The organism is Roseibium sp. AWQ4_290, assembly GCF_056160985.1.
In genome coordinates this window covers 403,011-425,215 of sequence record NZ_JBSWYG010000001.1, presented here as the reverse complement: position 1 = coordinate 425,215, position 22,205 = coordinate 403,011, and the positions used below count along the sequence as shown (strand labels likewise).

Here is a 22,205-nt window from a genome sequence, read left to right as displayed (position 1 = left end):
CGCCCATCTGTCATCCTGCCCTGTCCGGCCACCCGCCGGACGGGGCATTTTTGACTTGGAGAGACCTTTCACAGGCAGATGACATGTCCTTAAACGCCGAACAGATCTTGACCTTTCTCAAGTCCTTGCATCCCTACGATGCCTTGCCCGAGGACCTTCAGAGCCATCTGGCGTCCCGGTTTGCCGTTCATGATGTGGCGCCGGGCCAGAAGATCTACACCTATGGGGAAGATTTGCCCGGGCTGTTCATCATCTATGAAGGGGCGGTCAAGATCCGGGATGAGAACAGCGTTCTTGTCAGTCATCTGGTGCTGCGCAACACGTTCGGCGAACGGGGACTTCTGAAAGACGGCAAGGCTGCAACCTCCGCCGAGGCGGATGAGGCATCTTCGCTGCTGGTGCTGCCTCCAGAGGACTTCCGGTCACTTCTTGATGAGCAGCCGGTGGTGGCCCGGTTTTTCGACCGGGCGCGGAAATCCAGCACGCGGGGCCGCGATCTGGCAGCCAGCCGGGCCGAAACGCTGATGGCGCGCAATCCGGTGACCTGCGGGCCGCAGACAACGGCGCGGGAGGCTGCCGGGCAAATGCGCGACCAGCATATTTCCTCGCTCTGCGTCACGGACCCTGAGGCGGCCTTGCTGGGGATCGTGACCAACCGGGACCTTGCGGGCAAGATTGTGGCGGAAGGCCGGTCCGTGGAGACGCCGGTTGCCGAGATCATGACCCGGGACCCAGTCACGCTGCCGCCGTCCGCCATTGGAACCGATATTTTGCATCTGATGATGGAACGCCGGATCGGGCACGTTCCCATTGTCGCGGCGGGGCGGCTAGCCGGTATAGTGACCCAGACCGACCTGACCCGCTTTCAGGCCATCAGCTCGGCCGATATGGTTGGCCAGATTGCGCGGTCATCTTCAGCGAAAGAGATGGCTTCGGTCACCGCGCGTATCCCGCAATTGCTGCTGCAGCTGGTTGCGGCCGGCAGCCCGCATGAGGTGGTTACCCGGCTGATCACCGACATTGCCGACAGTGTGACGCGCCGGCTGCTGGCGCTGGCGGAAGCACGGCTCGGACCGCCGCCCGTGCCCTATCTTTGGCTTGCCTGCGGATCGCAGGGACGCCAGGAGCAGACAGGCGTCAGCGACCAGGACAATTGCCTGTTTCTGGACGATGGCGTGCAAGAGGATGATCGGGCAGGCTATTTCGCCGATCTCGCCCGCTTCGTGTGTGACGGCCTGAATGCCTGCGGCTATGTCTACTGCCCCGGTGACATGATGGCGACGGCCGACCGCTGGCGTCAGCCGGTCCGGGTCTGGAAAAGCTATTTTGACGGCTGGATCGGCAAGCCTGACCCTGAAGCGCAGATGCTGAGCTCCGTCATGTTCGATCTGCGCCCCATCAGTGGCGACATGGGGCTTTATGAGACCCTGCAGGCGGACACACTGGCAAAGGCGGCGGGCAACTCGATCTTCGTGGCGCATATGGTCAGCAATTCTCTGAAGCACACACCGCCGCTCAACCTGCTGCGCGGACTTGCAACGATCCGCTCAGGAGAGCACAAGAATTCGCTCGACATGAAGTTGAACGGTGTTGTGCCGATTGTGGATCTGGCTCGCATTCACGCGCTGCAGGGGCAGATCCAGCTGGTCAACACCAAGGCCCGTCTGCTGGAGGCGCGGGCCAACGGCCAGCTCAGCCAGTCGGGTGGCAGCGACCTTCTGGACGCCTATGACCTGATCGCGGAAAGCCGCCTGTTGCATCAGGCGGATCTGATCAAGCAGGGACTGGCGCCGGACAATTTCCTGCAGCCGTCGACCTTGTCGGACTTTGAGCGCAGTCATTTGCGCGACGCCTTTGTGGTGGTGAAGACCATGCAGTCCGCTATTGGACAGGGCCGGGGCATGCTGGGATAAGAAAACAACGGGCAAGGCCAGACCGGTCTTGAGGGAGAACAGACATGTTTGTCGAACTAATCGCAGCATTTGTGGCCGGAGTGGCCGCTGCGGGCCTGGTGCTGCTGTTGAACAGGGTTGTTGGCGGGCGCCTGCCGCGCTGGCTGGCTCCGGTTGCCGCAGGGCTTGCGATGATCGTGACCACGATCTCCAGTGAATATGGCTGGTACAGCCGGACCCGGGACGCCTTGCCAGACGGGTTTGTGGTGGCGCAAACCGTCGAAAACCGGACATTTTACCGGCCCTGGACCTATGTGCAGCCCTTTGTCGACCGGTTTGCAGCAGTCGACCGGGAAACACTGCGCTCGCACCCGCAACGGCCTCAGGAACGGTTGGCGGAAACCTATTTCTTCGGCCGCTGGGCCCCGGTCAACAAATTGACGGTGCTGGCCGATTGTGCGGGCCATCGGCGTGCCGCACTGGCAGACGCTGTCTCTTTTGAGGCCGATGGCACCGTGGCAGGCGCGGACTGGGTGCCGGTGGCCGAAGAGGATCCGCTTTTGAGCGCGATCTGCGGAGTGCCGTGATGTTTCTGTCGCTCAGCCTGCGCCTCAGGACCTTCCTGCTGTTTTTGGGCGCTGCCGTGGTCAGCTGCCTGCTGGTGGGCGCTGCCCATTATTTTGCCTTTTCCCGCTTGAACGACAGCGGACCGGTCAACGCCTTCCTGATTTCAGGCGCCCTGTCCGTCTTTGCCATCCTCGCGGTCACCACGAAGATCTGGCTTCTGTTTGACGAACATGTCGCCAAGCCGGTTGAGCAGATGGCCGCAACCATCCGGACCCGGGCCCATGCGGGGGTGGATGCGGATGTTGATCTGGATGCGGCGCGGTTCCTGGGGGATCTTGGCCCGGCGGTGCATGCTGTCAGCGGGGAACTCTCCAAAGTGTCTGCCGGCGCGGAGGATCTGGTGGCGGCGGAAACAGCGCATTTGCTGGCGGAAAAGGCGCATCTGTCCATGCTGTTGACTGAGATCCCTGTCGCTATCATCCTGGTCAGCCCCAACCAGAAGATCATGCTCTATGACGGTCAGGCCGCTGATGTTCTGGGTCAGGTGCATGTGCCCCGCCTGAGTGCGTCTGTGTTCGATTATTTCAATGAAGAGGATCTGGCGGCAGCCCAGAAGAAGCTGGCCGAGGGGCGGACCGAGGTTCTGGCCAATATCCGCTGCAGCCGGGGGAACCTTAAATTCGAATTGCGGCTGAAGACCCTGAAACAGGTGCCGGGCTACATGATCCTGGTGGATGCGACCCGGGCCCGGATCGCGCCGGAGGCCGAGCGTCCTCTGATCTATGATTTTGACTTTACCGAACAGGAGGCAGAACGGGAACTTGGAGACCGGGCGCTGGAAAAACTTCAGTTTGTCGTGTTCGACACGGAAACGACCGGGCTGATGCCCAACAAGGACGAACTTGTTCAGATTGGTGCTGTCCGGGTGGTAAATGGCCGGATCATTCCGGGGGAGGAAGTGGATCAACTGGTCAATCCGGGCAGGCCCATTCCAGCTGCGTCAACGCGGGTTCACGGGATCACTGACGGGATGGTTGCTGGGGCGCAGGATGCAGGCGAGGCAGTGGGGGCGCTGCACGGCTTTGCCCGTGACAGTGTTCTGGTGGCCCATAATGCCCCCTTCGACATGGCCTTCCTGAACCGGCATGCGCGTATATGCGGGTTCACCTGGGACCAGCCAATGCTGGACACGGTGTTGCTGTCGGCGGTGCTGTTCGGGGAGACGGAAGACCATTCTCTGGACGCCCTGTGCCAGCGCCTTGATGTTCAGATTGCACCGGGTCTGCGCCATACCGCGCTGGGCGATGCCACCGCTACGGCGGAAGTGCTGTGTAAGATGTTGCCGATCCTGTCCTCCAGAGGCTACCGCACCTTTGGCGATGTGATCACCCAGACCCGCAAACACGGCCGCTTGCTGCAGGATCTCAACTGATCCCGACCGTTCGCCGGTCATAGAAAAGGGAAGCGGCGGTGGCCGCTTCCCTCTGTTTTGCTGACAATGCTCCCAGCCGTTAGACGGCGAAGATATCGCCGGACAGGTCAAGCTGTGCCACAAGCGGATCGTGGTCGCTGGCCCGTGTGTCGGTTTCGGCGAATTCAGAGTTCACGTGAACGAAGTCGAACACGGCACCATCGGCCAGGTGGTCGCTGACCAGGAATTGGTCGAGGGCCTGGGAATTGCCCTGGAAGATGAAGCTGTAGATTTCATCTTCGTCGACCGTGTTCACCAGGTTGGTGAGACCGCCGCCGCCTTGCTCGAGGGTTTCGACCGGGGAAATGAACTCGAATTCGTTCATGTCACCGAGAACGATCACGTTGGCATCTTCATCTTCGAAGACCAGCGTATCGACATATTCACGGACCGCCGCGGCCTGGGCCTGACGTTCGTCAAGGCTGCCATTGACCGTTGTGTCTTCCTGACGTTCGTCGAATGGCTGTTCCAGGCCGAGGATCGGCGCGGAGCCACCTTTGGAAGACAGGTGGTTGTTGACGATCGTGACTTCGTCCCCTTCGAAAACGAAGGAGGCTGCCAGCGGCAGACGGGCGCCTTCAAAGGCACTGCCTTCACTCTGGTCGCCGACTGCTTCCACCGATCCTTCTACCAGATCGACACGGTCCGTGTTGTAGAGGAAGGCCGTGCGGATGTTGCCACCCGGCTGACCGCCAGATTGGCCATCGGTGATGAACGTGTTGTCGATGAACTCGTAGTTCAGGCTGCCATTGATGAAGCCGTCATCGGCCCGGTCGATTTCAAGCGCCAGGAGCTGCAACGTCTTGCTGGCCGAGGTGACCCCGTCGTCAAGCGAACCGCTGTTGTCCTGGATTTCCTGAAGGGCGATAATGTCCGGTGTGCCCAGATTGTTGACGATCTGCTCGGCAATCTTGGCAAAACGGCCATTGGCCAGGTCCGCATCGCCGTCGCCATCGTTCGGATCAAGGTTCAGAACGTTGTAGCTGGCCACTTTGAGCAGGCTGGGATCATCCACCAGGTTGGCGGTTTCCGGTTGAAGGTCAGCGGAGACGATCTGGCTGGTGAAATCGACGGTCGGTGCAATTTCGAAGTTTCCGAAACTGTAGGTCACGACCCCAGTCACATCGCCGAGCTTGTCACCCACATTCACGTCCGGAAAATCGAAATCCAGAATGCCGGAGTCGAAATCGATCTGAATTTTCTCCGGATTGAAGTCATCCGGCGAAATGTTGAGCGTGCCCCGCTCGCTGAGACCAGTTGCATCGGCCCCCTGATCAACAACCCCGAAGATTTCTCCGAACCGGTTGGTGCCGGCAACGGCCTGGACATCCTGGGCCGTCACGAGCATGCCTTCCAGGCTCTCGAAGAAGTCGATGCCGTCGGTTTCCGGATCGAAATTGCCCTCGCCGGGGATCGTTCCGAAGGCGTCGTCATCGATGATTTCGCTCGGCGGCACGCGGCCGCCCTGGCCGATCACGGTGGCCGCGATCACGCCTGTTCCGGTGACCGTGATGGTTGGGCTCACGATCTGGGTCGTGGACAGGTTGCGGGTGCTGGCACCGCCTGGCGTGAACTCGGAGACCGAGCCTTCTACATTGACCGCATCGCCTGCTGAGACGGACGGTGTGCTGCCGGTATAGACGAAGATGCCATCGGATGTCGCGATGTTCCCGTCGCCTGTCGGGTCCTGCAAATAGAAGCCGTTGCTGCCGACGGCGGTCACGATGCCGGAGGTGAGCACAGACTGGCCTTCATAGGCCGATATGTGCCCGGCACCCTGGATGTCGTAGATGGCCAGTTCCAGCGGGCCGGTGCTGCCACCGCTGCCGCCTGCCGTTGGAGTGTTGACGGATGGATCGTTGTTGAAGTCCAGGATCGACCAGTCCGCAGCCGTATCCGTGTCAACGCCATCTGTGATGCGGCCGACACCAGCAGGCAGGAAGCTGCCATCCGGGCCAACGACAGGCGCATCAAAGAAGAAGCTGTCGCTTTCCCCGCCATCGGTAACCCCGACCGCATCCAGCACGACTTCAGAGCCAGACACAGATGTGTCCGTGATGCTTGCGGTTTCCACCAGAGCAATCGTGTAGGAGCTGTTTTCGACGAAGTTGTTGGAGAGGGACGCATCCGGCGTGACGCCGTAGGTGGAAGCGGCATTGTCATTGGCCACCAGGTAGAAGCCATTGTCTCCGATAACCGCATCGTCCGGGAAGTCGAACTGCTTGTCGATCTTGCCGTTGGACGATCCGGCATCGCTTTCCACGACAATGATGCTGAGGCCGGCCAGGGACTGGCCAGGTTCACCGTATAGCTCGATATATTCGCTATCGGCTCCTGTGGTGCTGCCCAGAACTTCGTTGATCACGAGTTTCTGGTCATCTGACACTCCGTCAAAAACATCATCTTCGCGGAAATCAAGGTTCTGGATGCGGCTGTCCGTATCCGCACCGCCGTCAGCTTCGTCATAGGCGTTGTCCGCATCGCCGAAGTTGTCGTCGAGATATTCGGCCAGCGCGTCCTGCTCGGTGCCGTCATCTGCAAAGGTGGCGTCACCACTGGTGGTGCCTTCCTGTTCCAGGGCAACGAAATTGATCCGGGCAAGGACGTCCGGGTCCTGAACGTCGCCGACAGACGGATCGGAGTTGGTGTTCGGGAACGGATATCCGTCGCCGCCGCCGATGAAGTTGCCGTCATCGTCGAAGCGTGGGGCAGCCAGAAAGTCCAGCGTGACAACACGGAAGGTCTCGGTGGTGTCTCCGGCGAGTTCGCCATCCACAACCAGGTCCGCGATCAGATTGCCGTCGTCATCGAAGATACCGGCATTGACGATGCGGCTGCCTTCGGGCAGGTCGGGATCAAAGGACATCTTGATGCCAGAAATCTGCGGGAACCGGCCGGATACGCCCGGCAAGGCGCTGACGCCATGCTCAAGCAGTGCGACAATTTCTTCCTTGGTGAGAGTCAGAAGCACCAGGCCGTTGTTGAAGGCGAGGGTGGTTTGAATGTCGTTTTGAGAGATGCCGCCTTCCGGCTTGACCACATTGCCGTCGCCGTCAACGACTTCCTCGTTCGGAAGACGTTCCGCTTCGGTGCCGCCTGCGGGGACAATGGTCTGGCCGATGGAGGCGCGGATGCCGCCACCATTCTTGATGGAAATGACAACCGGGTCATCGCCTTCGAGAAGGTTGTCCGCATATTCGCGGTTCGCATCGGCGGTCAGGTTGCCAAGATTGGTTTCCTGGGTGCGCACACCGTCCGGATCGTCTGCGTCGCCGGTGCCGGACCGGTTGCCGTTCAGGAATACGTTGGAAACACCGAAGACATTCGATTCCGTTTCAACGATCTGATCCTGGATGGCATCCACGATTGCCTGGATTTCCGGATCGACCAGATCTTCGGCATTGAGATCGGCGACACCCTGGTCGTCGGTCGCATAAGCCCCTGAGACATCTTCATCGTAGCTTTCAGGAATAATGTTGCCGTCTTCATCAAAGTCAACAACCAGGCGGCCAACATATTTGTAGCTGCCATCAGTGTTGACCACAGCGGTGGTGGTGCCGCCCGCATTGGTGATGAACTCTGGATACTGACCCTGGTCACTGTCGCCGTCCCGCGGACGGTCATTGTCGTCAAAAAGGCGGGTGTTGGAGCCGCCAGCTACAATGATATCGACATTTTCCAGACGGGTGGCGAGGGCTTCTTCAATGTTGATCTGCTGCATATGGGCCAGCAGGACTACCTTGTTCATGCCTTCATTGTCGGCCAGAAGCGTGTCGACTTCCGCCTGGATCAGCGCCGCCAGGGCATCAAGTTCAGCGCCGGTCGGGTTGGTGTCGGCCCAGTTGGGCAGAACCCCCACATCACCTGGGCTGGAGATGGAGGCCAGGGTCGGGGTCGTTGCCCCAACAACACCGATCTTTTCGCCATTCACGTCGATTACGGTGGAGGAGGTGACGACGTTGCCCTGAGGAGCCTGACCGCCAGCGGTTTCAAGCGGTGCCATGTTGGCATCCGTTGAGAAATCCAGGTTGGCGGAAAGATACGGCATGTCGGTGCCGGTGAAATCCTGGCCATCGAGGGCGGTGCCGGACAGGGCGCTGAAGTCGCCCGTGGCATCTCCGCTGATGAGGCCGGCTAGCTCGCCTGTGCCGAAGTCGAATTCGTGGTTGCCAAGGGCAATGGCCTGGACGCCCAGCTCGTTCTGGATCTGGATGTCGGCAATGCCGCCGGAGCCGAAGACCGCTTCCGAAGCATCATAAAAGAGGCCAGGAATGAAGGCGTCGCCGGAGGACAGGGTCAGCGTGTTGTCGGCAAGTCCGTCATTACCGAGATCTTCCGCCCGCAGGGCGTTCAGAACAGCCGAGAGGTTCGGCGCGTCATGAATGGCTGCTACACCGGCTTCCTGGTCAGTGAAATGGAGCAGTTCCAGCGTGAACACTTCTGGCTCGATCAGGCTGACGGTCTGGTCCTTGAACTCCAGATATTCGAAATTGACAAACCGGTCCCGGCCGTCATTTTCGCCATCGCGCAGATCCTTGATCGTGCCCGCCTCCCGGTCGAGTTCATAGTCGGCGCGGTTGCCGGAAAAGACGAGCGTGTCAATGCCAGCGCCACCGTCGGAATAATCGTTGCCTTCTCCGCCTTCGACCCGGTCATCTCCCTTGCCGCCATATTGCTTGTCGTTACCCTTGCCACCGCTCAGCTCGTCATCGCCACCAAGACCTGCGATCAGATCGTTGCCGCCATTGCCTTCAATCTTGTTGTCTGCGCCGTCGGCGGTGATCACGTCGCCAAAGTCGCTGCCGGCGACGTCAGTCACTTTTGACAGATCATCGTGATCGATGGTGCCGTCTTTGATGCCCTCGGTCAGCTTGAGCCAGCCTTTAGATTTGTTGGAGAGGTTGGTTCCCCAATTCTGGTCAAGGCGAACATAGAGACCCTGGGCCGCACCGGAATAGTCGATTTTGCTTTCATCAAGAGCCAGGAACTCGAATCCTTCCAAAGCGGAAGGCAATGCGTTGGGCAGGCCGCCCTGGTCTTGCTGGGCGCTTTGCGTTGTGCGGCTGTTGGAGATGTTCTCGTTCAGCTTCTCAATTGCTTCTTCGAGCGCCTTGTTGTTATCGTCCAGGACGGTGTTCTGGTCCGTGCCGCTGTCTTGCGATCCGTCAGATCCGCTTTGAAAATCCATGATGTCCCTCACCCCTTAATTGAACGCTGTTAAGCAAGAAAACCGGGTCTGAGCAAAAGTAACCAACGACACCCATGTTGTTAAAAAGTCTAACTGGATAGCCGTCTAAGATACTCAGAAAATACCGATAATTGCGTAGGGCGCTGGAGGTATCAGCGTTGTTTGACAGATTAATGAAAAGTTAATTACAGAAATGACCTGAAACAAATGTCTTATTAGCCGTAGAAGCTTATTCGTAATTGAGCTCATTAAGTTAGAGATTTTTCTTTCAATTGAGCTGCTTGTGGAGAGGGTTTTTTTGTTTCTCCTTGTGTGGGAGGTATTCGCAGCGCCTGAGGACGGGTTGTTGCACGGGGGCATGGATCTTCCGGTCTTCTGTCAACAGTATCTTGCCACTCAGGCGGCGGTGCGTGCTTCTACCCCGGCCCGTTGCGGATCGAGCCGTTCGGACCGGTAGTCGGACCAGTTCATCTCTTGCGCGGCGTTTGGGCAAGGGGAGCTGTCCAGTCTGAGAAGGAAATCTTCAGTCACGTCATTGCACCAGCCTTCTGCGGGATTGAATTCCAAAATGGCGTGCAGGTTGTCAAATTGTCCGGAGCGCAGATCCTTCTCCACGGCGGCGGGCGTCATGTCCGTGAGATCGCGTTCCAGCGTGTAGAGACATCCATTCAGTTCGCAGACAATTGTGAAAAATGACCTGTCCAAACCCAGTTGCATTTCTGCGCGCCTCCTATGACATCACCTCCATAAAATATACGCAAGAAGCGTACAAATCAAGTGCGGCGTGTGGAGCGTATGCGTTCGTTCTTGTGGGGGTTAGAGAGGTTTGAAGACCATGACAATCTTGGCCTTGATCTTGACCTCTGTGTGGTTGGCATCTCCTTCCCGGTAAAGGATCGTATCCTGAAACCGGGGGTCACTGGATTCCGGCATCAGCTCGGACTGTCCGTTCAGCTTGATGAGGCGTTTGGCTGTGCGTTCAATCGTCATGCCATCGTCCCGGGACCTCTCAACCAGGACCAGATCGTTTTCTTTCAATTCAATGCCTGCGGCCAGATAGTCAACGCAGAGAAGCAGGTCGCCATTGGCTGCAATCCGGTTGAGGGATTCTCCGCGGACCTTGACCACATACTGGGCTTGTGCGGGGAAGCGGATATCATATGAAATTGTTGATTCTAAAGCATTTTCTGCTTCAAATAGAGCCGCTTCCATCCACAGGCCTGCGGCAACTTCTCCGACAATCGGAACGCCGTTCTTGGGGATTTGAGGCACTTTTTTCTGGATCTCCGCAACAGCTCCGTCTGCCAGGGCGAGCACATCCTCGCGCGTGATGGCCGGGTTTCCTTTGCCCGGTAGAACGGTCAGTAGCTTGCTGATGAAGTTTGCTGGCAGGCCTGCGTCCGGATAACTGGCCGAGAAATACCGCTGGATCGACGAGGCTTGGGAGTAACCCATTTCCCGGGCGATGGCCCGCAGTGACAGGCCGGACCGGTCCTTCAGGTGCTGAAGTTTTTCGTGAAGAGAGGTTCCGGTCATCCAGGGTGTGCCGTCTGTTCGCTAAAAGAGACGCGATTCATACCGTATGAGTATTGCGTTGACAAGTGTACGTTATATACGTACGTTTTCTGCGATCTAAAATTGCAAAAGAGGAGTCGGCAATGCGAGGAAGAGGTGGCCTGAGAGGATTCGGCGCATCCGGGCTAGGTACGGACAAGGGTCTGCGGATCTGGAATGGGAGCAAATGGTGAGGGACTTTAAGGAGCAGATGGAAGAGGCCCGGGACAGGGTGGAGCGGTGCCGGTTGCGGGCAGAGCGGCCGAATGCACGTCTGGAAGATGATTTTGCCCTGGAAAAGGCGCGCAACCGCTTGCTGACATTGGAGTTGCGCAGTTTGAAGTCCCAATTGGGGGCGGTGGTGCCTTCTAAGGGGGTAAACTCGCGCGGGGACTCTGCTTGCAAGCCGCAACCGGGGCGCGGGTCTGCGCGTAAAGCCGCTGGAAAAACAATAGGAACAAAACATGAACTTTTGCGTTTGAAGCCTCGGGACCGGGCTGAGGCGGCCTTTGCCGCCTTGCAGAAAAGCGGGGATGCGGGAAAGGAGGTAGAGTGATGGCTTCCGGCGGTCACGTAGACAGAATTGCGGCGGAATTCGGAGTGCACTTCATCTCGTCTGCCAGGCGTCTGGAGGGGCGTCATCACTGCAAGGCCCGCAAGACCTGTCAGCAGCTATTGGGCAAGCATGGTCCGGAGCATCTGCGGCTGGTCTTTGGTCTGATCAATACGCCGCAGAACAGGGGCAACTGGTCTGCGCCGGTTCTGACAGCCGTGTCCTGGCTGGTTCGCAACAAGCCGGGTCTTGTTGCTGAGGCGGATTTTGTCAGCCGGTTTGACCAGATCGATCTGGGCGGGATGCTGATCTGCGCCAAGGATATCAATCCAGGTGCGCCGACACTGACGCTGGCTGTCCTTCTGTCTTACGAACTGGATCGGTCATTATCGTCAAAATTACCAGGTATGGTGGCGTGATGTTAATCGTAAAGAAAGATAAGATAGGTATTTTTGCTAATATTTTGCGAGTGCTGGCCTTGAAACTGGAATCTGGATCTTGCGTCAGATTTGGGTTGAGGTGGGCCTTGAAAGGCGGTGACACATGCAACAAAGCATGGGCCGGTTGGGGGCTAGAACATGTATCAGACAAAGGCGCAGGTCCACGCTTTCGAACGTGGGGGGGAGGCGTACCGGGAAGGGAAATCGCAACGCGACAATCCTTATCCTCGGGAAGTCGATTATTTCTTCTTCTGGGAGCAGGGGTTTCTGGAAGCCCGGGATGCGGCACAGGGCTGAAGGGTAAAGGGGCCCTGCAAGGCATATTTTCAGGCTGGAATGAGAGGGGGGTTTTTGCCCCTTCGATCTCAACAGTTGGCTTGGAGGTGCTTTGACATGGGATCGTCCCGGATACCTGAAGATCCGGATGCTGTGATGGGGCGTCTGGTCGAAGCTTTTGAAGTCATTGCTGTGACTGGCAAGGGGGACGGGCCGAAATCGGTTCTGGCTGCCTGGCCGGATTACCGGCGCAAGATTGCTAGGCGCACACGTGTTTTCCCGCCCCGGCGCATTTCGGAGGCTGAAGAGGCGCTGACCTGGTTCACGCTGATCGATGATGCCGATGCGCGCCGGGCCTTGCAGTTTGAGGTGATGTGCAAGGCTGGTGGCGGCAAGTTCAGCCGGATTTGCGAGACATATGGCTGGAAGCGCAGCACAGTGACGAGCCGGAACAAGGTGGTTCTGAAGAGACTGGCCGGGCGGACGCTGGCTACTTGAGCGTTTTTCAATTTAACATATGACCCGGCTGCGCTGGTTTGCCAGCGCAGCCGGGATCGGCGGCGGCTTTGGCAAATCTTGATGCGGTGCGCTCAATTTACCGGCTGAGAAAAATATTTTATGTCAGCAGGTTAACGGAATTTTGGGTCTTGGGAACGGTTTCAGACGGTCCCGTTTTCTGGACGGTTCCTCAAAAGGCGGCTAGAACGGGCGTCATCACAGTAATCTGGGCCCTTGCAACTTGCGGAAGCTGGTGCCAATTGTGCGGCGGCGTCTGGCAGGACAGCTTGTTCCGGTTTGGCGGCTTGAGAGCAGATTGGCCCGCTTTCCGGTTGTTGTCAGGGTGGGGCGGGGTATCCCTTGTCTTCTTGATTGTTTTTTCGTTAAAATTCCGATTGGTAAAAAAGCGGATTATCTGGAACTTGTTGTGGTATCATTTAGGTAAGCTTCCACAATTTATAGTTGGGCTTACGGTGAATTGTAAATTCTTGGCTGTCAAAACTTTCATTTTTGCAATATGCGTGCAATTTCTGTCTTGTTTGCAAACGATGGCATTTGCAGATGACGTAGAGATTATAGTGCGTGATCCCGCTTATTATCATGCCGGTCACCACCGTTTCATTGAAGAGACTCTTGTCATGGCGCTCGACAAGGTCGGGGTAACTGCTCATCTGGTCTATGCAAAGACGGATTTTTCACGCAAGCGGATGCTGCAAGAGCTGATTAAGGGGGAAAATCTTCAGGTTGTCTCGCACGCGCCGACTGCCGGATGGGAAGAGAAGCTGATCACGATCCGCATCCCGTTGCACAAGGGGCTGCAGGGCTACCGCCTGTTTGCCATCAACAAGAAGGACGCAGACACGCTGGCTGCTGTCGAAACGCTTGAGCAACTGAAGCAACTGCCGACCGGCTCCGGCTTGCAATGGGCCAGTACGGAGGCCCTACAGACATCCGGGTTTCGTGTGATCACGGCCGAAGGGCTTGGCTCTCTCTATGAGATGTTGCGCCTTGGGCGGATTGTTACATTCGGTCGGGGTGTGTTCGAGATTTTCAACGAAATCGGGGATTATGACCGGGGCCGGGGAGATCTGGTGGTCGAGCAGACCTTGTGCCTGTTCGTGCCCCTGCCGGTCTATTTTTTTGTCAGTCCGCAATATCCGGAACTTGCCCGGCAGATTGAGAACGGCCTCAAACTGATGATTGCGGACGGAACATTCGAAGCGCACTTCCGGAAGTATCATCTGGAGGCCGTTATGCGTGCCAGGCTGGACCAGCGAAAGGTCTTTACGATTGCAAATCCAAACCTGAGCGCGCTGACGCCTCTGGATGAGCCGTCTTACTGGTTTGATCCCAAGGACTACCGTTCTGAAGAAGCGGACGAGCAGACCCAATAGTCTACGGGCTGCCAATTCTTTCCCGGAACCGTGTGCCACGCTGACCGTATGCCAACCTTGAAGCGTTCCCTCGAAAACGTGCGGCATTTCAACGGGTTGTCCTTTCTCTGACTGAAATCAAAGAAGTCAACGCAAACGAAAAATGGTTTGCGGCCACAGGACTGCAAGGCGCTTTAGAGCGCCAAGTTTTGGGGTGTTTTTTATGCCACCCCGAAAGCAAAGCCTGCGCCCATTCACATCGGGCAGGCTTATTTCACTGATTTTATTTTTAATCCGACCGGTGAATACAAATCTCAATTGATACAGAGCGCCGGTTTTATATGGAACGGGAAAGACTGACCATGTCTGAAACTGATGAGAAGGCGGATCCGCTCCTGTGGTCAACACCGGCTGAACGGCAGAAGATCTGCCGGGATCTGTGCGCCCACATTGCCGAAGGCTTTTCGATCGAGAGTTTTCCGGCGGCCGACCGGAGAACCATCCGCTACCACGCGGAGCAATTTCCCGAGGATTTTCCTCCGGACAAACTGGAGGTAGCGGCGCGCAAGGGGCTTCTGGAATGGGAGCGGATCGGCAAGGAGGGCGTGCGCGGCGAGCTGGCGAAATTCAACGCCAGCGCCTGGTCGCTCACCATGAGGAACAGGGCGGGCTGGCGGGAGCGGTCCGAGGCCGAGATCTGGACTGTGCTGGGCGGCCCGGAAGATGCGGCCAGGATCGAGACCTTCAAGCCGCGCAGCTCCGCGGAAATCGCGCTGGGGGTGATGGCATTGTTGACGGGTGAGGGCATCAAAGGGAATGACGACAGCACTTCAGACGCTGATTGACCATATTGACAAGATGGCGGCTCCTGACCGGGTTGCCTTGCAAAAACAGCTGGATGAGACGGGGGTTCTGACCCAGTTCGACATCTGGCAGCCGCAGAGGGGGCCGCAGACGGAGGGGTATTTTTCCCAAGCGGATCTGACGCTCTATGGCGGGGCGGCTGGTGGAGGCAAAACTGACCTGATTGCGGGCCTGGCCCTGTTCGCCCACCACAAGGCGGTGATCTTCCGCCAGTCGCTGAAGTCCCTGAAAGGCCTGATTGAGCGCATGAACACGCTGATGCGCCGGGCGGGGATGGGCAAGATCACCGGAAATCCGCCGCGCTGGACCGGGCCTGAAGAACGTATGATCGAGTTCGGCCATTTGGGTTTGCCGGGATCGGAAGAAGACTGGCAGGGGCGGGATCATGATCTGAAAGCCTTTGATGAAGGCGCACAGATGGACCCGCGCAAGATCCTGTTCGTGCTGGGTTGGCTGCGCACCACCCGGCCGGGACAGCGCTGCCGGGGGCTGATTGCCACCAATCCGCCGCTGGGCGGGCAAGGGGATTACCTGATTGAATGGTTTGCTCCCTGGCTCGACCCTCTGCATCCGCTCTTCGGAACCGTGAAACCCGGAGAACTGCTCTGGGCCGTGTTTATTGACGACGGTGATACGGTGCGCACCGTCTGGGTGGACGGGCCGGAGCCGGTGGAGGTGGAAGGGGAGCTGCGCACTCCGAAAAGCCGGACCTTCATTCCCGCCCGTCGCGGGGACAACCGCTATCTCGGCGAAGATTATGACGCCCAGCTGGACCAGATGCCGGAGCCCATGCGCACGGCCCTTCGGACCGGCGACTTTCAGGCTGCACGTCAGGATCATGACTGGCAGGTCATCCCGTCCGAATGGGTGGATGCTGCCTTCAAACGCTATGACGAGGGAGTTGATGCGGGCAAGCCCATGGACGTTCTGGCCGTTGATGTGGCCCAGGGCGGCAAGGACAAGACGGTGCTGCAACCCCTGCATGGCTGCCGTTTTGAAGCGGCCGTGATCCGCAAGGGAACCGACACGCGGGACGGGGCGGATGTGGGCGCGCTGATCGTCCGCGAACGGCGGGACAATGCGCTGATTGTGGTGGACTGCACCGGCGGCTGGGGTGGTGACACAGTCGGGTTCTTGAGCCGTGAAAACAGCATCCCGGTGGAAAAATGCGTGTTCTCGGCCCAGTCCGGGGAAACGGCGAAGGACAGCCGCATTCCCTTTTACAACCTGCGCGCCCAGCTCTACTGGCGCTTGCGCGAGGCACTGCACCCCACAAGCGGTCAGGGGCTGGCCATCAAACGCTCCGCAGCCGTGAAGGCGCAGTTGACGGCCCATCGCTGGAAGCTGAAGGGCGGCAAGATCCTGATTGAGAGCAAGGAAGAGATCAAGGACCGTCTCGGGGCGTCCCCGGATGAGGCGGACGCAATTGTTGAGGCATTGGGATGGAAAGACAAGGCAACGGTCAGACAGGTGATGAAACAGGACCGGCGGAGCCGCTCGGCGGCGCTGGACGATCCGCTCGACGGCTTCTGATCCGGGACCTGACCGTGCGCGATGCCAGCTATATTGCCGCGAATTTGCGGGCGCAGGATTTCCAGGAAATTGCCTGTCTCTGGGAGACCTGGGACACCCGGGCGCTTGGGATCTGCGCGCTGGAAACCGCCGTTCCCGGTATGGCCTGGGCGGTTTGGTATGAGGGCCAGCCGGCAGCAGCCTATGGGTTCAGCCGGGCGTCAGCCTTCGACCCGGACCATTGGCAGGCCTGGGCATTCGGCACGGACCGGTTCAAGCGCTGCGTGCCGTTGATGACCCGGCATCTCAACGAGATCCGGCCCGTGGTGGAGCGAGAGTGCCGCCGGTTGCAGGTGATCGCCAAAAGCGATCACGATATTGCCCATGGCTGGATTGAAGGCTTTGGCGGACAACGGGAAGGTAAGCTGCGCGCCTATGGCCGGGGCGGGGAGGATTTTTTTGTCTATGCGTGGGTGCGGCCGGGAAACGGGATGCCGCCTTGCGATGTGCCGAAGAGCCTTCGAACCTGACAGGGCTTGCTGCCGGTGCCGGGCGTTTGGGGGATTTTTTACGCAGGCACAAGGCTGTGGCCAAGTGGCAGGGCAAGGTTGTTGGCGGCATCTATTGCGCGCTCAGTGCCCGCCTGGCGTTGCAGGAAAGATGACAAAGACTGTATTTTCAAGCCATTGCGCGCAACGGACCGTGTCCGCAAAGCATTGACATCTTACAAAGAATACCGGCAGCCCTGTCTGGGCCCCTGTTCAAGACATTCCGCTCGCATGGACGGTTCGTCAAAACGGGGCTAAAACAGACCTCATCACATTACATTGGACAAATGCGGCTTTGGCCAGAAGGCTCTTTCAGAGCACATCGCGTTTCATCGGGTTTGTCTTTCGTCGCCTGAAATCAGCGATTTCAACGCAAAAGACCAGGCAGTTTAAAACCGGATGACCGTGGCACGCTCAAAGGGCTTGTGCGGATCTGTGCCCGCGTCCGGACATAGGGCCGCTACCACGCGGCAGAGCGCGTAATCTCATCAAAAATCAGTCAGGTGAAAAGGTGCTGTCAGGCGTTCCGCAAACGGACCGGCAGGGACGGCCTGTGCGCTGGCTGGCCTTTTTGGCAATTTCAGGAAAGGAAACAAGCATGTGCCTATTCGGAGGGGCTCCCAAGCAGCAGGACCCGGAACCGACACCGCCGGCGCCGCGCGACCCGGACCCGCAGCGGCAGGCCAAGAACCTGCAGGAAAATGACCGGCGCCGCCGGGCGGCCGCCTATAGCACCCGGGCCACGACCCAGACCAGTCCGTTGGGCGTTTCCAACTATGGCAGCGCGTCGCGGCCCGGTGTCACCTTGCTGGGACGGGCATAAGGCATGGGGATTGTTGAGGATCTGGCCCAGGAGCTGCAGGGCGCGAAGTCCGAGCGGCTCTGGTATGAAACCGACTGGCAGGACTATGTCACCTATACCGCGCCGGACATGGAGCGGTCCTTCAACCGGCCGGGGGGCATTTGCGCGCCGGACGGCATGAGCGTCTACCGGCGCTCGGCGGCGCGCGAACGCTCGCGCAAGCTTTATGACCCGACCGCAGTCTGGCTGCTTGACCGGCTGGCCTCCGGTGTTGGCTCCCTGACCATGCCGGAAGGCTTCAACTGGCATGGGGTTGCCTTTGGAGACCCGTTCGCCCCGCCGCCCAGCCAGGAAGACGAGGAGTTTTTCGAGCTGGTGCGCGATCACCTGTTCCGGGTGCGCTATGCGGGCCGGTCCGGCTTTGCGCTGGCCAACCGGTCCCGGCTCCTGTCCACCATCAAGCTGGGCACCGGTGTGCTGTTTCCCATCGAGAACGAGAGCAATCTCGCCGATATCCGCACCCCGGTCCATTACCGCTATGTGCCGCTTTACGAGGTCTATCTGATCGTGGATGCGCAGGGCAATGACTGCGGCTTTTTCCGGGTGCGCACGCTGAAAGCCTGGCAGGCGGTGAAGGAATATGGCAGCGCGGTCTCGGCCCGGGTGAAAGAGGATGCGGCTGACCCGGTGCGCAAGACCGCCGAGCACCGATTTGTCCATGCCTGCTTCCTGCGTGAGGGCGGCTATGACGAGGCGGCTGACATTCGCAAATCGCGCTATGAAAGCATCCATTTTGAAGAGGAAAGCCGCCATATCTGCCGCAAAGGCGGCTATTTTGAGTATCCGCTGGTGATCAGCCGCTGGGACCGGGACGGCCTGTCGCCCTATGGCTCGCCGCCCCAGGCCAAGCTGATGAGCGACATCAAGAGCCTGCAGAGTCTCGCCCGGGACGGTTTGATCGCAAGCTCCCAGGCGGTGCGGCCGCCGATCGCCACCCACCGGCAGGAACGGCAGCTGGATCTCAATCCCGGCCGCACCAATCCGGGGCTGATCGACGAGCAGGGCCGGCCCCTGTTCCGGCCCATGCTGGAAACGGTAAACCCGGGCGCGGCGGATAGCCAAATCGAGAATATCCGCGAGAAACTGCGGGTCGGTCTTTATGGCGACCTGTGGCAGACGCTTCTGGACGGCAATGGCCGCACGGCGACGGAAGTCAATATCCGCCGCCAGGAAATGGCCGACATGATCGGGCCGTTCTCCACCAACATCATGGCGGGCAATGAGAGTCTGTTTGAGCGGGAGATCGGCATTCTGGGGCGCCGGGGCGCCTTTGCCAAAGGTTCACCCCTGGAGCCGCCCCAGAGCGTTGCGGAAAATGATGTGACGCTGACCTCAACCGCGCCCATCGACCAGATGCGCGAGGCCGGGCATTTTGAGGCAATCATGGGCTTCCAGGAATATCTGGGCATTGCAGGGCAGGCAGATCCGGCGATCCTGGATCTGCACGACCGGGTCGAGGAATACGACCTGACCCGGCGCTCTCTTGGATTGCCGGCCAAGCTGAAACGGCGGCCGGAAGAGGTGGAGGCCCTGCGCCAGCAGAAGGAGGAGGCCGCGGCCCAGCAGGAGCAGATGGCGGCAGGCGAAAGCCTGGCCCGAATGGCCAAGGACGGCGCCCCGCTCCTGAAAACCCTGAACGAAGAGGGAGGCGGGCTGGATGCTCTGGCGCTCGCTTAAACGGACCGCCCGGCGGCGGGCGGACAGGACAGCCGCCATCGAACGGGCCTACAGGTCCGTTTTTTTATGCCCGGAGGGGGAGGTGGTGCTGGCGGATCTGGCCGCGGAATGCGGGATCTACCAGGCCGCCCCGGCCGATCTCGCCCCCCGCGAAAGCGGCTATCTGGACGGGCGCAAGGCCTTGTTTGCCCGCGTCTTGTCCATGATCCGCATTTCACCGGAAGAACATGCCGCGCTGCAGGAAGCCGCGCGGCTGGAAACCCTGCCCGATCTGGGCACTGACGAGGGATTGTGATGAACGCGTTTTCCAATGCCGGGTCCGGCGATGACATGGCCACTGGTGACAGCTCCCCGGCACAGGGGGCAGACCAAGCCTTTGACGGGTCTTTCAACGGGACAGAAGCCGAGCCGGTGCTTGACGGCGACTTGACGCAGGCGCTTCAGGTGCCGGGCCACGAGGCAAGCGAGGAGGACCGGGCGGCCTTTTATGCCGAAATCTCCAAAAGCTGGACGCCCAAGGGCGGCTACCGCTTCACCCTGCCGGACAGCCTGCCGGAGAATTTCCCTTATGATCAGGCCTTTGCCCAGGAGGCGAGCGGCTGGTTTGAGGAAGCGGGCCTGCACCCCGCCGCAGCGCAGGCGCTGCATGACAAATGGGTGGGCAAGATGGCGCAGGAGTTCTCCGCCCAGGAAGACAGCGCGGCAGGCGCTGCCCGGATCCAGCAGCAGGCGGCAGAGACCGCTCACCGGGAACTGGTGCAGGAATTCGGCCCCCCGGAAAGCGACGGCTACCAGAACGCGGTCGCCCGGGCGGACCGGGCTTTGACCGGCCTGAAATCTGCCGGGATCGACCTGGCTGACTGGTTTGCGGGCAAAGGCGCGCTGAGCCGGGCCGACCGGAACGGGCTGCAGCAGGTGGTGGACCCGGTGGCGGTGAAGCTGTTGAGTTTCATCCACGACCGGGCCTTTGCCGAAGACGGCTTTGCGGGCCTTGGCGACGACGGCGGCGGCAACCCGTTCGCGCCGGGCAGTCTCGATCTGCAGCAGCAATCGGAGCTTCTCGACCGCAACCCGGCCCGCGCCCGCCAGATGATCCTGGCCGCCGGCCGGGACCCCGGGTTGTTCCGGGTTTAGGGGTGATGGGCGCCAAAACAGCCATTTCAAACAAGTGACAGAATGATGACTGATCAAGAAAACCGAAATTTAGAGGATTACGTCGATAGAAGAATTCGGCAAGCTTTTGAGGATTTGTTGAGTTCGCAAGCGAACAATCGCATCGACCATGCTTTCGAAGATGTAGATCCTAGGCCGTGTGGACGGATTTGATCAAGATGAATGCTGCGGCGATTGCGACGATGGAGCGGAAGTTTCTGGCTGTTTTCTCGCAACGCAGGGCGACCCGTTTGAAGCGTTTGAGCTTTCCCATCATTTGTTCGATGCGTGCCCGTCCCCGGTAGAGTGCTTTGGCGAAGTGCCTGGGAATATCGCGCCGGTTTGATTTGTAAGGGATGACCGGGACAGCCCCAGCCTTTCGCGCAGCCTCTCGATTGGCGTTGCTGTCATAGCCCTTGTCGGCAACGATGGCCCGGTGCTTGATCTCGGGGCCGGTTTCCATGAGATCGGTAAACTGCTTGCAGTCAGAGGCTTCGCCACCTGTCAGCTCAAAGCCAAGCGGCAGGCCGTTTCGATCCGTTTTCAGATGGATCTTGGTACCGACCCCGCCGCGCGAACGCCCGAGCGCTTGACCTTCCTGCCCCCTTTGGCGCCTGCCGCTGAAACATGGGCCCGAATAACGGTGCTGTCGAACATGGCAATCAGATGCGCCCCTTCATCAAGTCCGGCCAGAATGGAAAAATAGTCCTCAAACACACGTGCCTTGCCAAGGCGGTCGAAGCGTTTCCAGACGCTGTTCCAGTTGCCGAACCGCTCCGGCAAAGCGCGCCAGGAGATGTTGTGAAGCGTGAAATAATGTAGCGCCTCGAGAAACAGACCGTCATTCTGTGCCTTCGCGCCAACCCGTGGCAAGCAAGCCCGGAAAACCTCCAGGGCCAGTTCGAAGTCCCGTTCTGTCATCTTGGTACACATCGCCGACCTCCAAATCACGTCGGCAACCTATGAATCACGTTGAAATCAAATCCGGAATCCCAAACTTATACCTGAGTCAATTCGTCCACACGGCCTGGAATATGGCCTATGCTCATCTTAAGGTAGTAAGAATAATGCGCTTATCAGAAAAAAAGAAAAACTTGGTAAAAAATAGATTTTTTACCGTTATATTTATTTGTTGCTCTCTCTTTATCTTCCAGTACTCAAGTGCGCAAGCGAGAGGGTATTTTTTAGAGCTAAAAGAATATGATGGAGATATTTCTGATTTGGTAGAACTTGGTTTTGACGTCACCGAAAATAACAGAATTGAGTTCAGCGAAAACGAGTCTTTTTCAATATTTGTTTCTGACAAAAAAAGAGAACCTGATCTCTTTTTGACCTTAATTTGCTTTCACAGAGTAAAAAGATGCGAAGTAAATACCATCGATTTTTTGTATAAAGACTTTTTCGTGAGTGATGTTATCACCGACAATGGAGCGATAGTTTTTGAGAGTTGTGATCCAAGAGAAACTAACTGTAAATACATTAAATATCTCAATAATGGCGATCTAATTGTGGAGTAACAGCTATGTACATCCCTGTACGCCTGGAAACGGCTCTAAATAGTGGTTATTTCGAATCAAGTAGAATTGAAGATGATTATAGGGAATTGTATGTAAGTTCAAAACCGTTTCAAAACTTAATTTCAGAACTAAAGTCCAGTGGAATTGGTAGAGTTGTAGTTACTGATGACGTTAAGGAATTTCCATCAGTATCTAGCAGGCTGTTGAAAAAGTCGCTGGCGCTTTGGATTCAATCATGATTCCTTCTGATCCGTTGAGATC

At 58.4% G+C, this 22,205-nt stretch carries 20 protein-coding genes and 2 pseudogenes; 17 read left to right on the top strand and 5 right to left on the bottom strand.

Annotated features, from left to right (window positions below; genetic code table 11):
* Positions 1 to 83 precede the first annotated feature (83 nt).
* The 3 genes from ACXAH0_RS01905 to ACXAH0_RS01895 are packed head-to-tail and all read left to right on the top strand — an operon-like array spanning position 84 to position 3,891.
* Positions 84 to 1,913, top strand: coding sequence for a DUF294 nucleotidyltransferase-like domain-containing protein (locus ACXAH0_RS01905; protein WP_475184754.1), 1,830 nt, complete (start codon positions 84 to 86; stop codon positions 1,911 to 1,913).
* A gap of 44 nt (positions 1,914 to 1,957) precedes the next feature.
* Positions 1,958 to 2,479 carry a hypothetical protein gene (locus ACXAH0_RS01900; RefSeq protein WP_475184755.1) on the top strand — a complete coding sequence of 174 codons (522 nt, stop codon included), beginning with the start codon at positions 1,958 to 1,960 and terminating at the stop codon, positions 2,477 to 2,479.
* Positions 2,479 to 3,891: a 3'-5' exonuclease gene (locus tag ACXAH0_RS01895; RefSeq protein ID WP_475188647.1), complete on the top strand. Its 1,413-nt coding sequence runs from the start codon at positions 2,479 to 2,481 to the stop codon at positions 3,889 to 3,891. The genes ACXAH0_RS01900 and ACXAH0_RS01895 overlap by 1 nt, the downstream gene beginning before the upstream one ends.
* A 79-nt stretch (positions 3,892 to 3,970) precedes the next feature.
* Here ACXAH0_RS01895 and ACXAH0_RS01890 read toward each other — a convergent pair whose 3' ends face one another.
* The 3 genes from ACXAH0_RS01890 to ACXAH0_RS01880 all read right to left on the bottom strand — a co-directional run bounded on the left by ACXAH0_RS01890 (position 3,971) and on the right by ACXAH0_RS01880 (position 10,654).
* Entirely contained in the window at positions 3,971 to 9,118 is a 5,148-nt protein-coding gene (locus tag ACXAH0_RS01890; protein WP_475188645.1) for a 5'-nucleotidase C-terminal domain-containing protein, read from the bottom strand.
* A 396-nt stretch (positions 9,119 to 9,514) separates the two neighbouring features.
* Positions 9,515 to 9,835 carry a hypothetical protein gene (locus ACXAH0_RS01885; protein ID WP_475184764.1) on the bottom strand — a complete coding sequence of 107 codons (321 nt, stop codon included), beginning with the start codon at positions 9,833 to 9,835 and terminating at the stop codon, positions 9,515 to 9,517.
* Positions 9,836 to 9,934: 99 nt separating this feature from the next.
* The gene (locus ACXAH0_RS01880) at positions 9,935 to 10,654 is read right to left on the bottom strand and encodes a LexA family protein (RefSeq protein WP_475184767.1); all 720 of its coding nucleotides are present in this window, start codon (positions 10,652 to 10,654) and stop codon (positions 9,935 to 9,937) included.
* A gap of 573 nt (positions 10,655 to 11,227) precedes the next feature.
* Between ACXAH0_RS01880 and ACXAH0_RS01875 the strand changes: the two genes are divergently transcribed.
* From ACXAH0_RS01875 to ACXAH0_RS01820, 12 genes and pseudogenes are all read left to right on the top strand, one after another.
* A complete protein-coding gene (locus ACXAH0_RS01875) occupies positions 11,228 to 11,644 on the top strand; it encodes a hypothetical protein (RefSeq protein ID WP_475188643.1) in 417 nt (138 codons plus the stop codon).
* A 159-nt stretch (positions 11,645 to 11,803) separates the two neighbouring features.
* On the top strand, positions 11,804 to 11,962 hold the full coding sequence (locus tag ACXAH0_RS01870) for a hypothetical protein (protein ID WP_475184772.1): 159 nt from the start codon (positions 11,804 to 11,806) through the stop codon (positions 11,960 to 11,962).
* A gap of 96 nt (positions 11,963 to 12,058) precedes the next feature.
* The gene (locus ACXAH0_RS01865; RefSeq protein ID WP_475184773.1) at positions 12,059 to 12,439 is read left to right on the top strand and encodes a DUF6362 family protein; all 381 of its coding nucleotides are present in this window, start codon (positions 12,059 to 12,061) and stop codon (positions 12,437 to 12,439) included.
* A gap of 68 nt (positions 12,440 to 12,507) precedes the next feature.
* Positions 12,508 to 13,833 carry a hypothetical protein gene (locus tag ACXAH0_RS01860; RefSeq protein WP_475188641.1) on the top strand — a complete coding sequence of 442 codons (1,326 nt, stop codon included), beginning with the start codon at positions 12,508 to 12,510 and terminating at the stop codon, positions 13,831 to 13,833.
* Positions 13,834 to 14,174: 341 nt separating this feature from the next.
* A complete protein-coding gene (locus tag ACXAH0_RS01855) occupies positions 14,175 to 14,657 on the top strand; it encodes a hypothetical protein (RefSeq protein WP_475184782.1) in 483 nt (160 codons plus the stop codon).
* Positions 14,629 to 16,209, top strand: coding sequence for a hypothetical protein (locus tag ACXAH0_RS01850; RefSeq protein WP_475184787.1), 1,581 nt, complete (start codon positions 14,629 to 14,631; stop codon positions 16,207 to 16,209). Before ACXAH0_RS01855 ends, ACXAH0_RS01850 begins: the two co-directional genes overlap by 29 nt.
* Positions 16,210 to 16,223: 14 nt before the next feature.
* The gene (locus ACXAH0_RS01845; RefSeq protein WP_475188638.1) at positions 16,224 to 16,718 is read left to right on the top strand and encodes a hypothetical protein; all 495 of its coding nucleotides are present in this window, start codon (positions 16,224 to 16,226) and stop codon (positions 16,716 to 16,718) included.
* Between the two features lie 8 nt (positions 16,719 to 16,726).
* Positions 16,727 to 16,852: pseudogene (locus tag ACXAH0_RS01840) on the top strand (LysE family translocator); the annotation flags it as partial.
* 482 nt (positions 16,853 to 17,334) lie between these two features.
* Positions 17,335 to 17,559, top strand: a complete 225-nt coding sequence (locus ACXAH0_RS01835; protein ID WP_475188635.1) for a hypothetical protein — start codon at positions 17,335 to 17,337, stop codon at positions 17,557 to 17,559.
* Between the two features lie 3 nt (positions 17,560 to 17,562).
* Complete coding sequence (locus ACXAH0_RS01830; protein ID WP_475188634.1) at positions 17,563 to 19,275, top strand: portal protein; 1,713 nt, start codon at positions 17,563 to 17,565, stop codon at positions 19,273 to 19,275.
* Entirely contained in the window at positions 19,256 to 19,570 is a 315-nt protein-coding gene (locus ACXAH0_RS01825) for a Bbp19 family protein (protein WP_475188632.1), read from the top strand. Before ACXAH0_RS01830 ends, ACXAH0_RS01825 begins: the two co-directional genes overlap by 20 nt.
* Positions 19,570 to 20,409 carry a hypothetical protein gene (locus tag ACXAH0_RS01820; protein ID WP_475188629.1) on the top strand — a complete coding sequence of 280 codons (840 nt, stop codon included), beginning with the start codon at positions 19,570 to 19,572 and terminating at the stop codon, positions 20,407 to 20,409. Before ACXAH0_RS01825 ends, ACXAH0_RS01820 begins: the two co-directional genes overlap by 1 nt.
* A gap of 169 nt (positions 20,410 to 20,578) precedes the next feature.
* Here the strand turns inward: ACXAH0_RS01820 and ACXAH0_RS01815 are convergent.
* Together ACXAH0_RS01815 and ACXAH0_RS01810 are read right to left on the bottom strand one after the other, a co-directional pair.
* Positions 20,579 to 20,989: pseudogene (locus tag ACXAH0_RS01815) on the bottom strand (IS5 family transposase); the annotation flags it as partial.
* On the bottom strand, positions 20,971 to 21,348 hold the full coding sequence (locus tag ACXAH0_RS01810; RefSeq protein WP_475188751.1) for a transposase: 378 nt from the start codon (positions 21,346 to 21,348) through the stop codon (positions 20,971 to 20,973). The gene ACXAH0_RS01810 and the pseudogene ACXAH0_RS01815, both read right to left, overlap by 19 nt.
* A 113-nt stretch (positions 21,349 to 21,461) precedes the next feature.
* Here ACXAH0_RS01810 and ACXAH0_RS01805 point away from each other — a divergent pair, with 113 nt between their 5' ends.
* Both ACXAH0_RS01805 and ACXAH0_RS01800 read left to right on the top strand, forming a co-directional pair.
* On the top strand, positions 21,462 to 21,944 hold the full coding sequence (locus ACXAH0_RS01805; protein WP_475188627.1) for a hypothetical protein: 483 nt from the start codon (positions 21,462 to 21,464) through the stop codon (positions 21,942 to 21,944).
* Between the two features lie 5 nt (positions 21,945 to 21,949).
* Positions 21,950 to 22,183 carry a hypothetical protein gene (locus ACXAH0_RS01800; protein ID WP_475188625.1) on the top strand — a complete coding sequence of 78 codons (234 nt, stop codon included), beginning with the start codon at positions 21,950 to 21,952 and terminating at the stop codon, positions 22,181 to 22,183.
* Positions 22,184 to 22,205 lie beyond the last annotated feature (22 nt).